Source organism: Oceaniferula marina (assembly GCF_013391475.1).
Taxonomy (GTDB): Bacteria; Verrucomicrobiota; Verrucomicrobiia; order Verrucomicrobiales; family Akkermansiaceae; genus Oceaniferula; species Oceaniferula marina.
The window spans coordinates 262,137-277,978 of the sequence record NZ_JACBAZ010000002.1 but is presented as its reverse complement, the minus strand read 5'-3'; the positions used below and the strand labels follow the sequence as shown (position 1 = coordinate 277,978).

The following is a 15,842-nucleotide window of genomic DNA, read 5'->3' as shown; positions in this document are numbered from 1 at the left end:
AAAGGATGTCTTTCCTACCGCGTGTTCCCATCATCAAGGCCACCCTTCCCTCCCGATTTTCTTGTGGTATTTCTCCACACTGATCGCATCCCCGGTATCGATGAAAACAACACCTTCGGCATCAACAAAATACCCTCGCAATTGAATATTCAGCTTAAAGTCTCCTTGAACAAAAAGATACCCACCGTCAAAAGCTGCAATCACCTGACATGGGTGGTAAACATACTTTTTGTTATTTTCTCGTAAGTAATCATTCAGTGAAGCCTCAGCTTCCTCGAGAGACAGCGAGTAATCTTTCACATGTTCAATCAACCAGGGCTTTCCTTATCAGTCAATCCACAATCCACGGACTGACCCCTTCCTTTGTCTCATTTAAATTTACACTTTGGACTGTCCGCTTGACGGGGAAGCTTACAGTTATACAGAACAGGCATATAAAACAGGCTGCATATTTCATAAACCGATCCCTATCCGAATGACATCTCTGAGGTAATGCAACAAATCTCTTCCTGACCCCTTTTCGTTGACCCCTTTTCTGTCCTCGGTTCATACCCCCTTTCGGACAGACCATTCCCTGTTATCTCTCTGGGTTCATTTATCTGAAAATTTGCGGATAATTGGAAGATACTCAGCTTCAAAATGATCCTCTGTTATCTCAAAAATTTGAAAATCATGTGACTCTTTCAAATTTCGACTAATCACTACGTACTTTGCCTTGGCATTATTTCCAATATATTCATTTACACTAATACGCTGACCTTCAACTGTAATGCTGGTCTCATTAAGATTGAAGAATACGCTATCGGCTTTTATTATGAACTGAGTTGTAACCTTGCCATCTCTCCATGGCATATATGTAAATCGTCTTCCATCATCCAAGACAATAGTACTACCCTCTCCTCGATAATCTGTGCTGGCTCTTTCACAGCTAGAGACGATCAAGAAAATACAAAGAAATTTATATAGCCTCATTTTATTGAAAAGTAATTTCAAAACCACCTAATTTTATCTCTGTGGCACCAAATCCATTCAAATCATCCATATGTCGATCCAAGACGGCACTGCTAGCCCTAATTCTTGCAAGAGTTGTGCTACTAAAATCATTATAGGTCTCATATTGCCCATGATTCTCCGTTACTTCAGATGTTCCATCGGTGCATATTTTAAAACTCACCTCATTTGTCCGCTGTGCCAGTAACGAGCCCCCTTCTGATAAAGAGAGTGACAGCCCCACCGAATAACTTACGCCCTTTTCGGAGAAGCTCCCTCCGCCTCCAGGAGTTAACGCCATACTTCTCTCTGTTAACTTAACTAAATAAGTTATCGTTCCGGTTACACACATGTCACACCTACTGTTTATTGCGTAAATATCGCCTTTCGAAATGGAATAACCAACCCCTGCGTGCTGAGAATCAAATATACCAGCCCATACTTCAGAATTTACTGTGCCAGTTCCTAGAGCATTAATAAACACTTCTTGAAAACGTCTTCCTCCTTTCTTAATAATACCTTGGCCTAGATCATCCACAATGTACGTTCCAGATAATTTTCCTCGTAAGGTTGCTAAATGATCAGAGTTGATGTGTCCCGTGGCTATCAATTTCTGTTTAAACGGCTGGCGCTGATAAAGTTTATAATAAGCTGTAAAATAAGCTTCTCCCTTATACTCCGCAGAAACTCTTTCCTCAAGCCCTAACCTATCAGTAATATTAATTCCATCGTTATTGACGAAACCATAAACGTTTAGACCGCCACGTTCCCCAAGGGGATCCCTGCTGGGCCACCTTCCCGTCACTGGATCATAATACCGGTATCCGTAATAATACAGTCCGGTCTCGGTATCCAGTGGCTTGGTGCTGAAGCGGTGGGCGAAGTCGTTGGCTTTGACTCCGCTTGTCTCCAGAGTGTTGCCAAAGGCATCGTATTCGTAGTGGGCTTGTACGGTGCCGGTGCTATCAAGGTATTCGGAAACATTGCCATTACCATCATGCGTCGGGTAGTAGGTCGATGCTCCTTGATGCACGGCGAGCAGGCCTCCGACTCCACCCGCACCTTGCATGCTGCCACTGAGATCCATTCCCCAAGTGTAGGAGTTTTGAATGTTGGGCTGTGAGTTTTGACTTGTGTAGTCAGCGATCGGGTTCCAGCCATCGTAGAGGTAGAGGGTTTTCGTCTGGGCATTGACCTGCTTACTGATGCGACGGGAGAGGTAATCGTAACTGAAGGTAATGATCTCGGCATCGGGTCGAGTGACTGCAGTCAGGCGGTTTTCAGCGTCCCAGACGAGGGTGGCATTTGCGCTTGTATCCGCGGGGAGCGGATAGGCGGTGGCATTGCCATCCAAATCATAGGCAGGAAGAACACTGCCGATGGAGGTATACTGATTCAAAGCATTGGCAATGTAGTTAGAATCTTCTGGCAAGTCAATACGTAAGCCGTGAGTTGTTGCCTTTCGGTTGCCTATGCCATCATACAGGTAGGCCCTGTTGTTGTCAGCCTGTGAGGCATCCATGGCTTCCACCAACTCTCCCCGGGCGTTGTATGTCCAGGTGTAGTCCGGCGCGGTACCGAATGCCGTTCCGCTGGTGGTCAGGTTCGTGCGCTGACCCAGCTTGTTCACGTTATAGGCGAAGTTACTGACCACGGAAGACACAGATGGCACGGCATTTTCTTTGTTCGTCAGGACATTACGCTTCGGCTCGTAGGTGTTGGTGACAGTATGCGCCGGACCGGTAACCGTGTGGACAAGCCCGTAGGAGTTGACCACGTATCCGTAGGTGAAGATTTGTGATTGATGGTTTGTGATTTGTGACAAACGATTGGCTGAGTCAAAACCGTAGGTCACGGAGCTTTCGGTGCCGGTTCCATTTTTAAGTTCGTATCCGATAGGGCGGAGGAACGTGTCTTGTTTGCGGTCGATGACGCGGGTGAAGTTCAGAATGCCGTCATCATCGGTATCGTAGGAAACCGTTTCGGTATCGAGCGCCATTGTGGCGTCATCATAGGCATAAACGTGTTTGGAGATCGGATACTCACCTATCGTGGGCATACCCGTATCATCTTTCTTCACGATGGTTTTGATCTGAGTGACGATCTTCTGACGTCCAAAATGATCATAGACCTGCTCAACGTCGGGTGTGCTATCCGAGTAATCGGTTTTTGCGAGCATCCCCGCATCGTAGGTGTAGGTTGTGGTGACACCACGCTCCCAAGTGCGGGTTTTCAGGCGGCCAGCGGCAGTGTATGTGTAGTCGGCGGTTGAATTCGCTTGCGCTCCACCCTGCTGCGCAGCACCGTCGCCCGGGCTGGATTCCCCGTCGTAATTTTTCTCGCTAAGCCAGCCTCGCAGGGGATCATAGACCCACTCGGTTGAGGCGTAATCAGCCGTGGCAACCGTTGGCTCGGTTCCATCGGGCAGGTTTTGATACGTTCGCAGTTCGACCATTCTTCCTTGTAGGTCATACTGGTAGAGTCGGGCGTAGGTTTGGCTTCCCCAAGTAGCGAGCACCTGACCGCCATCGGTGTAGGATGTGGAAGTGACACTGCTGTCCGGCAGGGTCACGGCGATACGGCGCCCCATGGAATCATACGCATAAGATGTTGTGTCATTGCCTCCGTTTGTAGTAACCGACAGAGGGGCGTCGGTATCGGTGTAGGACGTTACTTCCGTATCCCCGGTCCGGGAGTCGGTGCTTTTGTAAGCCCGGCCAAGAGCATCGTAATGGTAGGTTGTGAAGGCAATGCTTACAGGTGTTGGGCTGTTGTCGAATGATTCACTGCGCTGGAGACGCCCTCCCGTGTAAGTTTGCACGGATTTCTGCCCGTCTGGGGTAGTGGAAGTCACCGTCCATGCCCCTGAGCCAGTAAGCACTTGCTGCGAGGTGGAGGTGCCACCAAGGGTGATGGACTTGCTCGACATACCATCGATCGAGCGCAAGGACGTACTGACGGTCTTGCCATTGACGATTGTCACCGACTGGTGGGCTGTTCCGAGGTCAGGGTCACTCACAATGGATGATTCACTAGTGGATGTCCGAGTCTGACTTCCGGCAATAGCTTGGGCCACGATGCGCTCCCCTTTGTTATTGTAGGTGTAGTTGACCGTGATGCCATCAGGGTCGGTGCTGCTGGCGAGTTTACCAATCGCGGCAGCCGGAGTGGCCGATTTTCCATAGTAGGTATGGCTCGCCAGGGCGCCGTCAGCGTATTCCGTTTTCAACCTGCGTCCTGCCAAGTCGGTATAGGTATCCGTCCACTGGCTTCCACCGGAAAGCGTCGTGCGGGTTTTGATTCCACCACCATGTTCCGAATGGGCTGCGTAGGTATAGCTCGTTGTCCCCCCACCCTGGCTGGTGGTTGAACGGGTGCGTCCGTCCAACCAAGTGCGGGTAATACTGCCACTATTGTCTGGATAGGTGGTGGTGACAACTGAAGCTCCGGTCGTCCGATTCATATAAGCGTCGTATTCAGGAGTATCAGGCATCAAATTCGCAGGAATATTCTCAGGGGCTACCTGATAGCGAACCTGACGTGTGGTCTTTTCCATATCTCCATCGCTGTCGGCGTCAGCCGTCCAGGTCGTGGTCAGGCCGGTCATGGTGCGAACCGTGCGGGAAACCTCATGCTGCAAGGACGTTGACGGGTTGCCAACTTCAGCAACCGAGCCAACCTCAGGGAAGCGCAAGGTGTGGGTGGTGAGTCCCTTGTACTGAGTTTCTGTCGTTACTCCCAGTCGGTTTGTTTTGATCACACGGCGCAGTGCATCATACGCATAATGGGTGGTGATCCCATAGCGGTCGGTTTCGTTCACCAGTCCACAGCAACCGTAATGACGGGATGTGGAGTAGGCATAGCCTCCACCATCCTGGGGGAAATAGCCGATACGGGTCGGACGGTGTAAGTCATATGTTTCGGTCACCTGATGATTCAGCACCAAGCCGGCTCCGCTTCCGCCTACGGCCCAGGTGATCGATGAAACCAACTCCCCAGAGAGGTTGACGATGCGTTGGGTTTTGGTTCCCTCACTGATAGAATCTCCTTCGGCAACACCTTCCCACGTCGTCGTGGTTTTGCTGTCGGTGTCGCGAACATATTCATAGATGGTAACGGTGCCATCCGGGCGACTGATTTTTTTCATCTGGCCTCCGAAATCCTGACCGTAGGGGTAACGTTCGATGACGGTTTCGAGAAACTCATCCGGGCGGGTGTAGCGCCGGGTCCGGGTCAAGGTTTCGGACTCATCCACGGTTTCGGTTTTCGAGATCAGCACGCCTCCGACGTTTTTACTAATCGTCTGTGTTTTGCTTTGTGGATGATACTCGTGGGTTTCGACCAAGCCACCATCCGTTCCGGCAAAAGGTTTGAAGATCGTGTGAGTATTTAAATCGTAGAGGTGGGTTTCCTCGTATCCATCATAACGGCTGTATGTCTGGAGTCGGCCATAGCCATGGGTTCCTCCGTTGAGTCCGCTCACTTCTCCCGGCTCGTAGTAATCCCAGGTAGAAACCAAGTCATCCGCACCGGAGAAATCAACCTGACGGGTCCTACGCACACCCCACGGGAAGGTGGTATACGTCGTTTCAACATCTCCGATGGTATCGCCGGTTGGAATATCACTTGTCGTCAAGCGCTCGGTGCGCACATCGCCGACTTCGTTGATGACCGTGCGTTGCTTCCGCAGGCCTTGTGGAGAATCACCCGAAACACCCGTCACCAGATCCCAGGTTCCTGTAACTGGCTGGGCGTAATACAAACTGGTTACCTCGCCTTTATAGGTTGACGAAACATGAAAGACTAACTGACCATCGATGGTTTTATTTTCAAACTTCGTGACGCGAAAGACATCCTGGTTAGGAGACGCCAGGTTGGTGCTTTTTGTAATGGTAAATGCCATTGGGTCCTCGGCTGTGCCTACCGTTGCAATGGTCGCCACAAGATTACCGGTCCGGACCGATGCCAGATTCCCCTGCGCATCACGGGTAACCGTTACTGATCCGTCGTTGGGTCCTCGGAAGCGGAGTCCTGCAACCCCCACATTGGCTATTTGATCAGCACCATAAGTGAACCCAAGGCCAGCGCTGTCGCCATGATTGGATGTCCCCATGGTATCGGACACATTAGGAGTGCCCGGGGTTGCCGTATTTCCACAAACTCCCGTATTGCAGCTATCATCTCCACATCCTCCACAACCAATTTTGATACATGCCTTTGGGCAATTGTAGCTATCCGAATGAGAAGCACCTTCGCACTCTACTTTTACGATAAAAACATCGCCTTCGGCTCCGCTCAACTCGTGCTGGGTCGACCATCCTATTGATGGCCCTGACACGGGAGCCCCCATCGGCGTATCTTTATCCTTTCCCTTGTAGATCGAGACTTTGGGCATCGCACTATCGCAGCCTGTGACTCCCGACTTCTTTTTCACGTTCACGGTGATCTTATATTTTCCACCGTTTGCGTATGGCATGGCCATACAGGACTCGCTGGCCGATTTCTCTGAATCACTGCGAGGATCGATGTTCTGCGTTGTACCGGTATAAACCATTTCAAGTTCCGGCTCAAAACAAGCACAGCACTTTTGAGGCCCCGGGTTATGGACCGAGTCCGTGGGGTTGGTTTGGATATCCTCTGTGGATTCGGCCGAGCCTTGCTGTGTCAGGGCGAACATCAAAGCAGCCGCAATCACGAGAGGGAAAACAACGATGGCGGGTTTCAATTTCTGGAACATGATAATCAATGGATAGTGGAAAAAATAGTGGTGATGGTCTGACGTCACTTGCGGGAAACAAGAGACTGGATTGCGGGTTCTGCTGCTTGGGCCAAGCGGCGGTGTTCACTAGCGAGTCGCTTCAAACGATCTCGGTCGTCGGAGAGGTTTCCAAGTCGGCCGATCGCAAAAATGGCAGCCTTGCGTAACACGATGTGTTCGTGGCGGGCCATGGCAATGCTCCGAAGTTCCGGCAGGGATTCTGTCTGCCCCCGGTCGGCCAGTGTGTGGATCGCCGACACCCGGGCGGTGGTTACCGCGTCTGGATCGGAGGCCAGGCGCAGTGCTGCCTGATCGATCATCGTATTCGTTTCCTGGTTCTGTGGCAGGCTTCCTGCACGTTGGAGGTCACTCATCACCATCGTGGCGCAACCCGCTTGGTCACCGGCCTGAGACATGCGGAGCAGAAGGTCGGCCAGCTGTTGTTTACGAGCCGGGTGTTGCTCATGAGGCAGCCAGAACGAAATATGCTGCAGAGCGTAAAGACGCATCACCGGGTCGGCATCCTTCTCAGCCATATTCGCAAAAACCAGTGAAAGGCGTTCGCGTGCTGGCGCTGCGGGACGGGTTCGCAAGGCGTTGAACAAAGAGTTCACCAGATGCTGCCAATCACTGCGCGTAAGACCAGACGGTTTTGATCCGCTCACAAAATCCAACAGATGGGATGCCTCGGCATCTGAAAATGCTGTATGCTCACGGGCGATTGTATCGGCAATCTCCAAAGCACGAGTGAGCGCCTCACCACTCACACCGGAAGTTAAAACCTGCAGGCGGTTTTTCCTGGGCTCCTCTATTCGTGCGGATGAAGAGGCATCAACAAACGGCTCATTTACATGAATTTGAGATTCCCCACCTTGCTTGTTCGTTCGATGCCAGAACAGGCTGAGGCCTCCCCCCAGCATCGCGGAGGTCAGGAGAAAAACAGAAACTGGACGAGACAAGTTCACCGGTATCAATCAATGCTTGGACTAACAACAAAACGACTGCAGACAGCACCTACTCAACAAGCAGCACATCCACATAGTGGCAGAGTTTCGGCTGACTCGTTCCATTGGCCCACTCCATGAAAATGATGGCGACCCCATTTTCATCGAAATCTTCAGCCGTCAGATCGAGCACGTTGCCTCCGTTCATAAACACCGTGCCCTGATGGTAGGATCGCAGACGAATCACCGCATTGGGCGGTAAATTCTCAGCAACATAACTCATACGCATCAACCAAGTCCCATCGTCATACTGTGCACTCAACGAAGCATCTCCGGTTTCAGCCACAGAAGCGATATACATTCCCCGCACCTCTCCACGCGCGAGGATGCCGCCGCCGTCAGGCAATCGGGCAAGCACATGATAGTCCGCCGGGTCGTAGATATTCACATCAAATTCACGGGGAGAGGATCCAGGGGCGGAAGTCTCCAACCAGCCGAGCCTGCTATCCGCCTGCACAAGCACATCCGGCCCCAAGCCAGCAATCGTCCAGTGCCGTTGGTTCCATGCCATCAGATCAATCCCCCCGCCAAAGTCAGCTTCAAGCACAGTCACCGTAAAAGGACTGGTTAGATTGATATTGCCATCAGCCGACCGCCATGAGGCTTCAAACTCGACGGTTCCGGCGGTATCAAAGGACAACACCAGCGGAGAGTTTGACTGATAGCTCAGATGACCATTCTGATCTGCGAGCGGTTGACCGTTCATACTCAGGGTGAAACTTCCCTCAGCGGCATCACCGGACCATGCCGTGAGTTTAAGAGCGTCCCCTTTGCGGATCGTAATCCCATCTGCTTCCAACATATTGGTTGCCGTCCAGGTCACCTGCCGGGACTCACTCACTGCCCCATGTTGAAAATCCACACGGATCTCTGTGGGGCCATCCACATGGAGAGGCACATCAGCAAACAAGCCATTGTCGATTCCTTCCTGCCAGACATGAGGCTGCTGGACGAACAGACCCGTCTGAGTATCCAGAGCAAGGCGGGACAAGGAAGCAAACGTTGGAGCGGAAGTAGCCGCCTCAACGCAGAGTGGTGAGGTTGCACTTTCCAGGGGCAAATGGACGATACGATTTTCACGTGGGAACTTGGCATCCATCCAATCGGCAATGCCATTGCTGTCCGAGTCGATCCCGCCGAGTCGGGTAACGGTCACCTCGTCCAGCCTCAAACGCAGAGCTGCGAGGTAGTTGACATGGTGAATGGCGAGGGTATAGCTCCCGGCTTTCAGCCATGGTGTGAGACACTGCACCGAGGATGAGCCACCATTTTCACTCAGCAAATCCAGCTTACCAATCGATACCTGGTTGATCAGTATGTCGAGGGGCAGCGTTTCAGTGCTGCGAACCGAACCGGATGCCCCACCGGTAATCATTACTTCAAACAGGCCCTCTTCTCCAGGAGCGACAATCAACTGGTATTCGATCACGCCTCGGGAATCCGAACAAACCAACGCCCCTTCATCATCCCGCGACCAGGCATTACTCGTATCCTGAAATTGTTCCAATTCCACCCGGGTGTGCAGGGTGCTGCTTATCTGGTTAGAAACAAGTGGGTCCGAGCCATAATAATCACGTTCCTCGCGATCACTCAAGCCATCACCATCGGTATCCCCCACCGTGGGATCCGTCCCAAGCTGGCATTCCTCAAAGTTAGTCAATCCGTCACCATCCCAATCGCCATACTGACCATCGCGGGCATCCGTCAGGCCGTTATCATCGGGGTTGAGACCATACTGGATTTCCCAGGCTGCCGGTAAATTGTCGTCATCCGTATCATCATCCTCAGGAACATCACTGGAAAAGGCCGACGATGGTATCAGCTCCCTTCCCTGACCCGGCACCTGCCAGGCAACGGCAACGTGATCACCACCGAGGTTTTCCTTGTGTAGAACCTCAATGTAATACGCCTGACCGGCTTGCAAGGAAACGCTGCGGCTCTGCTGGCTGGGAAAACGGTCAAAATCCTCGTCCGAGGTGTAATCCTGACCAAATCGTTGATCCTGAATCCAGGCGATTTTTTGTTTCCCGTATCGATTCGTCATGGGAGAAACCACACCTTCGACCTCTTGCTCCACACTGCCATCGGCCAGCCACAACTCCGCTTCGTCATCACCGGATATCCAAAAGGTGTATTCACCACTCACTGGAGCTGTCACCGTTCCTCGATACCGGCTCGCATACTGGTCACCGTGAGCAAATTCATGAATCTGGGCAACGTGCTTGCGTTCATCTGGCTGAAGCAGGAACCGACTCCCCCCATGTGTCAGATCCGTAATTCTGGTTCCGCTAAGCGTTTCCCATCGCTCACGGCTTAGCCCATCCATGAGTGCTTCCTTCCGGGTGGGATCTGTATCGAGCTGATACTCTCTGAAGTTACTGATTCCGTCGTGATCAAAATCACCATACTCGCCGAGTTGGTTCAGGGGGCTGTCACCGGAGGCCACCGTGATGCCATGCTGCTCGGCCCAGTCGTCTGGTAAACCATCGTCGTTCAAATCATTGGCATCTGCCACCAAAGAACGAAGATGGGAAGCGGGAATCAACTCTGATGCCGTTAGTGGCTGAAAGCTCAAAGCGCCGACGTTTGCAAGCACCGGATTGGCACCCACATTATCTGTGGCTGCGATGCCCACATAAACGGTATCCGGCAAAGCGCTCAATGTATCCTTACCCACCTGCACCCAGTTCGTTCCATCCTGGGATATGTATCCTTTTATCTGATCTCCCTGACGACGGAGCTTCACCCATTCCCAGGTTTGACCGTATCCGGTGTGGGCCGACCCCGCTCCAACGGACACCCGACGTTGAAAAGCCATTCCGTTCGACCCTGATCGCAACATCGACGCCTGTGCGCTATCGGCATCGAGCGATGCCCTGAGCATGACGCCCACCTTGGCCCAGCCATAGGGGTTGTTCATTGATTTTACTCTGGCGACAAACTCCCCGTCACCCGTCCAGGTTCGATACTTGAAACCAAATCGATCCGACGTGCCCCAAATGTCTCCCCCCTCAACCTCCAAGGCATAGCCACCGTCGGTCGCGGACCAAGTCTGAGTCACCGTTCCTCCAACTGCCAGCTCCTGCAAAGACTGCGGAGCTTCATATGACCAGCCAATGGACAAGTGATCCCCCCCGGTGAGCTCCTTCATCAAGGCCTCAATGTAGTAGGTTTCCCCCGCCTGCAAACGTATCGTCTTACTCCTTTGGCTCGAATACTTATCCCACTGGGTGGGCGCAGTCCATCGATGTGACCAAGCAATCAACTGCTTATGAAACCGCGAATGATCAGAAGAAAGGTAGAGCGATGCATTGTCGTCGCCAGCAACAAAAAGCGTATAGTCACCTGTGATTGGAGCCGTTAATGAACCTCGCAAACGAAGTCCGTAATGATCACCTTGCCTGGCCGCCCATGCTGCCCCGGCAAGCAAGCCGGAGCTATCCGCATCTCTCACGGCGATGCCATCCTGCTGTAGTGTCAATATCGAGCAATGTTTCGGCAAACCGTCCCACCGTTCATAATTTAGATGACCTGAGGTCTGTGAGAAAACAGGGAGAAGCATCATACCTGATGCAGCGAGCATACTCATCGACACACTCTTCAATTTAACTAGACGATCCATAACAACAATCCGGGGTTTTCCGTTGATCCTTAGAACCAGATTTTCTGGAACCATTCACATCATGCCTGCGCACAATCTAACTGAAACTTGATCGCGTTCTAGGCAAACTAACAAGTCTAGTCAAATTTAATCTATCAGAATACTAACATTTCATATAAATCCATCATACAGGTTGAAAAAATAAAATTCGTCATCAGGTATCTGCAGCCACCTAGAGCGGGTCAGCATTCTACATTCTAAATCCCCCCCTCTCCTTATTCACCAGCCGAGCCTGGAGCATACTCAGTCGGCATATTCCATGATCACAACATAGGCAGGGTCAAACAGTGCCCATGAGTTGGCAATTGGCGGCTTGACTCATGGTCCTGACCCAACCCTCACCAAATTCTTGGTCGAACTGTCCAGGCTCCAGCTGACGGTGAACCTGATCCGAGCACCACCAGCAGCCTACAGAAACGAAAAGTCACATCCTCGCTGGGGTGACGAGGCACTCAAACTGTGCTCAAAAGGTGCTCAAATCGAGGGCTGGGGACCGATACAGCGCATCCGGAGCTGCCGGTAATTTCGAGGCATCGAAAAAAGATTCAAAAAATCGAGTAACGTTTTCTTCCGCTTCTTGGTGTATAGGTAGACCATGAGCGAAAATTCGGAATCCTTACAACAATACGTCCAATTGATGACGCAGCACCAAGGTGCGTTGCGGGCGTTTATTGTGTCGCTGATGCCAGGAAACCCCGATGTCGGCGATGTCCTGCAGGAAACCAACCTCGTGCTCTGGCAAAAACGGGAACAATTCGAGAAAGGCTCCAAGTTCCTTGCTTGGGCATTTACCATCGCACGCTACCAGGTCATGCAGCAGCGGGACAAGGCCAAGCGCGACGGCCGCCTCGTCTTCTGCGATGAATTAATGCATTCTCTCTCCGAACCCGATACGGAGGATCATGACGATGAACAACAGCTGCGGGCACTAGAACACTGCATGAACCGGCTCCGTGCAGCCGAACGCGAGCTCATTCGCCACCGCTACACCAAGGGCTGCAGCCTCGAAGACCTTGCCCAGCACCAATCGAAATCTGCCGGTGCCCTGCGCGCCTCGCTGTTCCGGGTGCGGGCTGCCCTGAAAAAATGTGTCGATCGGCAACTTGTGGAAGGAGATCCCGCATGAGTGCCCGCCGGACCGAATGGCTGATCCAGCAAGCGATCGACGGTGAGATTTCCACCGATGATTTTGCCGAACTCGAACAACTCCTGCTCGTGGATCCCGAGGCCCTTGCCTCCTACCGGAAGTACGCCTGGCTCTCCAGCTCACTCGAAACCCAGCACAGCCACTCAATCTCTATGAGTGACAGCCCGGTGGTGCCCGTCGATAAAGTCATTCAACTGCAAAGCCGCAGGACACGCCGCATCGCCTTGATGGCAGCCGCCGCCGTGATCGTCCTTTCCCTGATCGCCATGCGGCTGTTTTTTGTCGATCCCACAAGCCCGCCGACTCTCTCCTTTCAAACCTCGCCCGGCACCCTCTTCACCATCACTCACGATGGACCTGATACCGCCCCCGAAGGACAAATGCTGCAACCTGGCTCCCGCCTGCAAATCAGCCAGGGAGTGGCCGAACTCACCTTCAAGTCGGGCGTCAAATCCGTCGTCTTGGCCCCTGCCGACCTCACCTTGCACAGCGACGACCAGATCCACCTACACCAAGGGACTGCCTGGTTTCACGTGCCGAAACAAGCCATTGGGTTCGAAGTCAAAACCAGTGACCTGCGCATTGTCGACCTCGGCACCCGCTTTGGTGTGCTTGCCAACCCTGACGACCATGATGAAATCCACGTGATCAAAGGCAAGGTGGAGGTAACCACTCAAAGACTTCGTAAAGAGTCCACCATTCTCAACACTGGTGAAGCCAGACGTATCGACCCGATTGGGCGTCTGGTCCCTCTCGAGCCCAAGCCAGCAGCCTTCCTCTCCCGGCTTCCATCCAGCCTACCCTATCTGCACTGGTCCTTCGACCAACACAGCGGAGACAAGCTGATTTGCGAGGGCAGCCATCCAATTGCCGGAGAAATCGAATCCACGCTCATTCAGGCTGAAGCAACACCCGTTGATCAACGCTTTATTCCAGGCCCTCAGGGTAAGGGCCTGCGCTTCAATGGAAAAAATGAAGCGGTCACCAGCAACTGGCCCGGTATCCATGGGGACGCTCCCCGCAGCATCGCCTTCTGGTTCCGTATCCCAAATGAGGCCTCACCAAAATATGATTCTGGTGTCGTCGCATGGGGCACCCGATTCCCAGGCCGGGAAACCAAGAATACCAAATGGAACATCCAGTTGGGTAGAAAACGATCCGGCGATCCTAAGAAAAGCATCATCAACTGCACCCTCGGAGGGCTCTGGCTCGAGGGCTCCACAGCAGTCAACGACGGCCAGTGGCATCAAGTCTGTGTAACCTATTCAGGGAAACACGACTCCGATGGCAAACCCGATATTCAAGTCTATCTCGACGGCAAACGGGAAAACAGTAAGTGGGTCCACAATCAACCTTTGGATCTGTTGGAAAACGGACAAAGCAAGGTCAACACCAGCACCAACAACCGATATTCGCACCCGTTCACCCTCGGACGCAGCCTCCATCCCCACCCCAAAAAGCCATCCTACTTCCATGGCGACCTCGATGAGGTCTATGTCTTTTTTGGCCAACTCTCAGCACAGGAAGTCTCAGAACTTTTTGAACGCCCCCCTCTCATGAATGAGAACCATAAATAACAGTAATAGAAACATAACTCACTATGATTAAACGAACCCATAAACAAATTACGGCAACGGCATGTGCTAGTTTATGCCTGCTGGCCACGCACACAGAAGCCGCCGTCCTCTTCACGGATGATTTTTCATCCACAACTTCAGGATCGGGATTTTCTAATAATTGGACGAAGGGCACCATCTCCGGAGGAAGCATCGCAGTCAACAATGACACCTCATTCCGTCAGCTTTCGAGTCCGATTAATACCACAACCATGGATTTCTGGCTCATTGCCGATGTAACCTTGGGCACGAACGCATCAAAATGGGGTGCTATTTCCATCTACGCCGGAAGTAATGAAGATTTCGCTCTTGGAGCTGACGGAGCTTCCAACAAGTGGGAGTTCGATACCGACGGCATGAGCGACCAAACATCGAGCATTACATGTTTCACAGGAACCGAAGCTCGTCTGGTGTTGCACATTACCGGCACGAGCGTCGATATGTGGGTTGACCCCAGCGACACTTCCAGTGTCGCTGCGCTTGGAGTTGCTGACAAAGCATGGTCCGGAACCGATATCACTCCGAACTCCGCTGACTGGTCTCAGATTCGTATTGGAACCAATGATACGATCTCTGTCAGTCAACTGACAGCCGCCACAACCCTAGCAGAAGCCGTCCCTGAGCCATCCAGCACCGCATTAATCGGTCTCGGAGGAATTGCCCTCATCCTGCGCCGGCGTAAATAACAAAAAACCAAACAATAGAACCCAAGACCATAACCACATAACCACACAACCAACATGAATAAACGAATGCTAACAAAACTAAGCGCCCTCGGCATGCTCACCGCATCGCCGTGCTATGCTGCGACAGTCAACTATAATTTTGATGATGGCACACTACAGGGATGGACCAATAATGTTCCCAGTGGAACCACTGGTGAAGATTATATCTCATCAAATTCAGTAACCCGTTCACCTGGCCAAAGCGGATCCTACTCTGTTCTTGAATCTGATTTTAGTGACAGGGATGGCACCGACACGACCGTCAAAGTGATCAGTTCTGAATTATTCACGATGAATAACAGTTCTACCATTTCCCTTTACTTAAACGGAGGAATGGGATCGACAGCAACTCCGACCTGGAGCAACTACTCCAACTTACCCAGCTCAGCTACTGACTCAGGCTACTTGGGTGTAGCCCTTCGTCGCGTAAGTGACGGAGAATATTTGCTCTTTGACCGAAAAGCCACTAACGGGCAGTATTCTGGCGGATGGCAACAAGTGGGCTGGAATACAACTGAAATCTCCAATGCAATCTCAGGAGATGCCGCTAATGAAACGTATCAAATCGATCTCATCGATACCTTCTCCGATGGCTGGGGATGGGTCTCCATGGATACAGTCACCATGGAAAATGTCACAGTCGTGCCCGAGCCATCCAGCGCGGTCTTGATCGGACTTGGTGGACTCAGTCTGATGATGCGTCGTCGCAAGTAATTCTCCAACACCTGGGGTTGCAGTAATACCAACAGCAACCCCATCCAACTCAGTGAGCACCGGTGTCATCGCACGCCGGTGCTTTTTAACCGCCAAAATTCCGTCCACCCCCATTGGGGACTGCGTGCATTCGCGCTGCCCGCCTTTCTTCTGCCTTTCTATTTCCATGACTTTTTCGCACCTGCCATCTGTAACACCCCTATACGCTTTACTCAGGGCAGCATGCT

Annotated in this window: 9 protein-coding genes; 4 read left to right on the top strand and 5 right to left on the bottom strand. The window is 52.1% G+C overall.

What is annotated here, in order from left to right:
* Positions 1–33: 33 nt before the first annotated feature.
* The 5 genes from HW115_RS05670 to HW115_RS05650 form a co-directional block, all read right to left on the bottom strand.
* Positions 34–300: a hypothetical protein gene (locus HW115_RS05670; RefSeq protein ID WP_178931629.1), complete on the bottom strand. Its 267-nt coding sequence runs from the start codon at positions 298–300 to the stop codon at positions 34–36.
* 291 nt (positions 301–591) lie between these two features.
* Positions 592–993 carry a hypothetical protein gene (locus HW115_RS05665; RefSeq protein ID WP_178931628.1) on the bottom strand — a complete coding sequence of 134 codons (402 nt, stop codon included), beginning with the start codon at positions 991–993 and terminating at the stop codon, positions 592–594.
* Positions 974–6,727 (bottom strand): RHS repeat domain-containing protein, encoded by a 5,754-nt coding sequence (locus HW115_RS05660; protein ID WP_178931627.1) that lies wholly within the window; start codon positions 6,725–6,727, stop codon positions 974–976. Before HW115_RS05660 ends, HW115_RS05665 begins: the two co-directional genes overlap by 20 nt.
* A 44-nt stretch (positions 6,728–6,771) precedes the next feature.
* Complete coding sequence (locus HW115_RS05655) at positions 6,772–7,707, bottom strand: HEAT repeat domain-containing protein (RefSeq protein ID WP_178931626.1); 936 nt, start codon at positions 7,705–7,707, stop codon at positions 6,772–6,774.
* 55 nt (positions 7,708–7,762) lie between these two features.
* Entirely contained in the window at positions 7,763–11,233 is a 3,471-nt protein-coding gene (locus HW115_RS05650) for a PA14 domain-containing protein (RefSeq protein ID WP_178931625.1), read from the bottom strand.
* A 775-nt stretch (positions 11,234–12,008) separates the two neighbouring features.
* On the opposite strand from HW115_RS05650, the gene HW115_RS05645 reads away from it, so the two are divergent.
* Genes HW115_RS05645 through HW115_RS05630 form a run of 4 tightly spaced genes read left to right on the top strand, consistent with a single transcriptional unit; the run spans position 12,009 to position 15,615 of the window.
* Positions 12,009–12,539, top strand: coding sequence for a sigma-70 family RNA polymerase sigma factor (locus HW115_RS05645; protein ID WP_178931624.1), 531 nt, complete (start codon positions 12,009–12,011; stop codon positions 12,537–12,539).
* Positions 12,536–14,137, top strand: a complete 1,602-nt coding sequence (locus HW115_RS05640) for a LamG-like jellyroll fold domain-containing protein (RefSeq protein WP_178931623.1) — start codon at positions 12,536–12,538, stop codon at positions 14,135–14,137. The genes HW115_RS05645 and HW115_RS05640 overlap by 4 nt, the downstream gene beginning before the upstream one ends.
* A gap of 23 nt (positions 14,138–14,160) precedes the next feature.
* Positions 14,161–14,862 (top strand): PEP-CTERM sorting domain-containing protein, encoded by a 702-nt coding sequence (locus tag HW115_RS05635; protein WP_227021301.1) that lies wholly within the window; start codon positions 14,161–14,163, stop codon positions 14,860–14,862.
* Positions 14,863–14,916: 54 nt separating this feature from the next.
* Complete coding sequence (locus tag HW115_RS05630; protein ID WP_178931622.1) at positions 14,917–15,615, top strand: PEP-CTERM sorting domain-containing protein; 699 nt, start codon at positions 14,917–14,919, stop codon at positions 15,613–15,615.
* The last annotated feature ends 227 nt before the right edge of the window (positions 15,616–15,842 follow it).